General features: G+C 46.1%; 1 protein-coding gene and 1 pseudogene. One reads left to right on the top strand and one right to left on the bottom strand.

What is annotated here, in order from left to right; all coding sequences use genetic code 11:
* Positions 1–259, top strand: a 259-nt coding sequence (locus tag ACFFXY_RS25380; protein WP_382357100.1) for a hypothetical protein, incomplete at its 5' end; no start/stop codon positions are given.
* 92 nt (positions 260–351) lie between these two features.
* Here the strand turns inward: ACFFXY_RS25380 and ACFFXY_RS25385 are convergent.
* Positions 352–525 (bottom strand): annotated as a pseudogene (locus ACFFXY_RS25385) (MFS transporter); the annotation flags it as partial.

Consider the following 525-nt stretch of genomic DNA (forward strand, 5'->3'; position numbering starts at 1 on the left):
AGGCCAGATTGCATCGATTGCCGCCGGGTTTTGCTACGGTATTAAAATTAGCGCTCATTCTTTGCTATGCTCGAACGTTTTCGATGAGGAAGAGAGTAAAGCTAATTGTGTTACCGGAGGTGTGGCTAATGTTACCGATGGCGACTGGCTTTATTTTTTGGATCATTATGCAAGCGAAAAATACAGGCGGTATCGTTATTTTTCGCAGGTGACAGCATGCCCTGCTATTCTCTTAAAAATTTCATTATTGATTTGGTGAATGTATTTTCATTAAAAATTTATAGTATGAATAATGCCTGCCATATGGCTATAAGCGCAGGCGTAAATTATCAAGGGCGTAGTGATCCACGTTTACTCTTCAGCAAGGTTGTTTTTGGCTATCGGTTGGTCAACGGCCGCTGCCGGATATTCTACATTACGTTCATCCTGCGCCTTACCCGCCTCGCGCACCATCGCCAGCGCCAGTCCGGCAACGATCAACGTTAACCCGGTGGACACCCACATTCCGCCGATAATGCCCAGCCG

This window comes from Glycomyces mayteni (assembly GCF_042428885.1).
Classification (GTDB): Bacteria; Actinomycetota; Actinomycetes; order Mycobacteriales; family Micromonosporaceae; genus Glycomyces; species Glycomyces mayteni.